Source organism: Candidatus Magnetobacterium casense (genome assembly GCF_019173545.1).
In the GTDB taxonomy this organism is placed as follows: Bacteria; Nitrospirota; Thermodesulfovibrionia; order Thermodesulfovibrionales; family Magnetobacteriaceae; genus Magnetobacterium; species Magnetobacterium cryptolimnobacter.
Genome location: NZ_JABXWD010000306.1, coordinates 1 through 4,041 on the forward strand (window position 1 = coordinate 1; position 4,041 = coordinate 4,041).

Annotated in this window: 2 protein-coding genes; one reads left to right on the forward strand and one right to left on the reverse strand. The window is 52.0% G+C overall.

Annotated elements, in window-relative coordinates; genetic code table 11:
• The first annotated feature begins 353 nt into the window (after positions 1-353).
• Positions 354-2,303, forward strand: coding sequence for an SPFH domain-containing protein (locus tag HWQ67_RS13775; protein ID WP_218253266.1), 1,950 nt, complete (start codon positions 354-356; stop codon positions 2,301-2,303).
• Positions 2,304-2,415: 112 nt separating this feature from the next.
• Here the strand turns inward: HWQ67_RS13775 and HWQ67_RS13780 are convergent.
• A partial coding sequence (locus HWQ67_RS13780) for a methyl-accepting chemotaxis protein (RefSeq protein ID WP_218253267.1) occupies positions 2,416-4,041 on the reverse strand: 1,626 nt, incomplete at its 5' end.

Here is a 4,041-nt window from a genome sequence, read left to right on the forward strand (position 1 = left end):
GTCTAAAGTCTGGGATATGACCACCGGCAGGCTCATTTGGACAACAAATCCACGCCTTTTCTGTAAAGGAGCCTGGATTGACGGAGTCAGGGAACTATCGGAGAGCAACCGACGCTTACTTTTGCAGAGGGGAGAGATTGGCAGCTAATACATGGTACATTCAGGGTGGAATTACCAATATCCAGTCCGCAGACATATCTCGGTATGCCCTGGAGGGCGGCCGGATTAATTAGGAACAGCGTCTCTGGCATTTTGGTAACTGTGCCATAGTAACTGTGCTATAATAAGGCATCGTCGTGTTACTGTCTCGTTGAGGCATGGACGATGTTGGAGACATTCTATGGGAGGTATCTATGTTGTTTGAAGTGTTTGTGATCAGTGTTTTTGTGTTAGCAGTGGTAATAATTATTCTCTCCATAAGCATTGTTGGTCCTACGGAGGTGGGATTGGTGATGAAGCGATTTTCGCTGAAGAGTTTGTCTGAGGACAATCCGGTTGCGTTTTCGGGGGAGGCCGGGTATCAGTCTGAGCTTTTGATGCCTGGGTGGCGTTTTAAGCTCTGGATTCTCTACAGGGTTACCAGACATCCGTGGGTGCAGGTTCCGGCGGGTGAGATAGGCGTGGTCATAGCGCAGGTGGGCAAGCCCCTGCCCGTGGGCGCCAAGTCGGCCATCTACAAGGATGTCTTTGGCAACTTTGGCAACCTTGACGACTTTGTAAACAATGGCGGTCAAAAGGGCGTACAACGCCATGTCCTCTCTCCGGGGACGCTTGCCCCCATACATCCTGCCGGCTTTCTGGTGATAACCAAAAAGCTCGTCTACGGTGTCCCCGTTGCCCCTGAGATGCAGCGGATGATGCCCCTTACCCCGGACAAGTTCGGACTGAGACCCGATCAACTAAACGTCGTGCGCATAGAGCCGCTGATGCACGACGACAGGATCACGGACACCATTGGCATCGTGACCACGTATGAGGGTGACCCCCTGCCCTCAGGCGATATCGCAGGCAGGATAGGCGGTTTCTCCGACATAACGAACCTTGAATCTGCCGAAACCTCAGACCCCGAACTCATGGAAACCATCCTGGCCAGCAAGAACAACATACACAACAATTATCAGAACTTTCAGGCATTCCTCGATAGCGGTGGCAAAATAGGTCTGCAACACGATCCGCTCCTGTATGGCGCCTATAACCTCAACCCCTTCCTGGTGAGCACGGAAATGGTGCCCATGCTTGTGGTTGAGCAGGGGCAGGTGGCGGTTGTGAAATCCTATGTGGGGTTGCCGTCGGTGGACATCTCAGGGGATGCCTTTAAGTTTGGCTCCATTGTGCGTCCCGGGCACAGAGGAATCTGGCGGGAACCCATGCGCACCGGCAAGTATCCCCTCAACCCGTACTGCTATAAGCCCGAAATCGTTACCACGTCTATATTGAACCTCAACTGGGCCGAGGCCACCTCTGTCGCACACAAACTCGATGAAAACCTCCAGTCTATCATTGCCAAGAGCAAGGAGGGGTTTATTTTCAAGATAGACCTTCAGGTGCAGATACACATCCCGGACTCTCAGGCGCCCAAGGTCATAAGCATGGTTGGCAGCGAAAATAATCTCGTCAACGAGGTGTTGCAGGCGGCCGTGGGCAATCACTTTAGGGACACGCTGCAGGCCCTCTCTGCGGTGAGCTTCATAGAGAAAAGGAACACGATACAGGTTCAGGCCACTCAGTACATAGAGGAGAAGCTGCGCGAGTACAACGTCGAAACCAGAGGGGTCTACATCCAGGACGTCGAACTGCCCAAGGACCTTGTGGTGGTGCTGACCCAGCGCGAAATAGCCAACCAGGAGATCGAAACCTACAAAAAGCAGCAGGCAGCCCAAACCCAGCGCGTAGACACGGAAAAGGCTAAAGGCACGGCCGATATGCAGGCCGAATTGGCCAAGGCACAGGTGGGCGTGGATATCGAAACCAACCGCGCCAGGCAGGTGACCATCCAAGCCGATGCCGCCAAGTACAAAAAGACTGCCGAGGGCGATGGCGAATCCTACTACATCGAAAAGACCGGCACGGCCAAAGGCGCCGAAATCAGGGCGGTCGGTATGGCAAGGGCAGAGGCCGCACAACAGCTCAAGAACTCAGTCGGTCAATCCGGCACCACCCTGGTCAACGTCATAGACGCCCTGATGAAGGGTGACAAGAAGATAGTGCCCGATACCATGGTCGTAGGTGGCAACCTGGGGTCAATTGATGGCCTGGCCGCTTCTCTGATAAAGTTCCTGGGAGAAAAGAACCTGAAAGTTTAAAACTCAAGCGTGTGCAAGAAGGGGCCAAGGGGGTTAGCAACCCCCCGATATAAAAGGGGGACTGGTCCCCTGCAATGCCCCATCGAAGTGCCGCATAGTTTATAGCGCAGTCCTACTCTAACAGCTTTGAAGTGTGGTTGCGGCCAACACTGAACTGACTGACGATATCCCGCAGACGCTTTGAGAGCGTCACCAGATGCGAGGATGCCTGTGACACAACATCCGTACACACGGTGGTATCCCTTGAACTCGTTGCTATTGTTTCTATATCCCTTGTGACGTTGTCCGCAACCGAAGTCATCTCATCCGTGGCAGAGGCAATGCTTGACAACACCTCCTGGAGCCTGGTAACACTGGATAAGATATCCTCCAGCGATTTACCAGCTTGCATGGAGTATGAGACACCGTTACTGACCCTCTGGAGACTACCCTGCATGGAGGTAATGACCTTGATAGTCTCCCCCTGCATTGTGGTTATCATGGCGCTTATTTCGGTTGTAGCCTTTGAGGTTTTTTCGGCGAGCTTTCTTACTTCGTCTGCAACAACGGCAAACCCTCTGCCCTGTTCCCCTGCCCTGGCCGCCTCTATGGCCGCATTTAAGGCCAGGAGGTTGGTCTGATCCGCTATGTCATTGATGACCTTGACGATGTCACCTATCTGGTTTGAGCGGTTGCCAAGGGACCCCACTAAAGAGGCCGATTCCCTGACCGTTTCATCTATCATCTTTACTTCATCTACAGTTTGTCCTACCACCTTTGAGCCTTTGCGTGCTATTTCGACGGTTTTGCTTGCCGACAACGCTATATCTGATATGTTCTTTGCTATGTCTGAGACCGTCTGGGACATCTCCTCTATGGAAGTGGCTATCTGGGTGGTGCGTTCTGCCTGGTTGACTACGTCGGTTGACATCTTGCCGGAGCTGCTTTTAAGGCTGCCGCTGGCATCTGACATGGCATCGGCGGCATCCTTGACCTCGCTTATAATGTCCTTGAGGCTTGTCACCATATGGTTAAGCCCTTGCGATAGCTTTCCTACCTCGTCCTGGGTATCGTATTTAAAACGAACCTTCAGATCTCCCGATGCGATCAACTCCAGGTCCCTTGCCAGATCAACAAGAGGCTGGTGGGTAAACTTAAACGTAAACGTGAATATAAATATTACACTTACCAGTCCAAGCGCTCCCAGGGCTATAAAGATGTACTCTATTCTCTTAAGGCTTCCCAGCGTCCTTGCCATTGAAATAGTAATGCTAACAGCCCCCAACACCTCTCCCTCTCGGACATTGTGACATCCCAGGCAGTTCTTCCCCATGAAGCTCTTACTTGCAACGTAGGGATAAACGCCACGTATGTTCTCGCCCTCTATCACAACCTTCTCCGAGCCGGTAGATATCACATCTCGTTCAACGGGGTCTGCGGCATACTCATCCGCATTTCCCTTGCCGTAGTCCTTGTCAAGGGCGTCGGTTCTGAGCAGTTTTATCTTGACTATGTTGTTCATCTGCTCGATAAACGGCCCTTTACTTTCCTTGATGTTACCTGCCAGCATCATCGTGGTGAGGGCATTTAACACGGTATCCTTGTATCCTCTGATGGCGCCGTCTCGAATCTCGTTTATCACGAGGTGCTTTGACAGCTTCACCGTGACGATCACCGTCGCAAGGATGCCGATAAATGTTATTAATACGATTGGCACTAAGGTCTTTGTTCCTATGGATACGTTCTTCATAACAATACT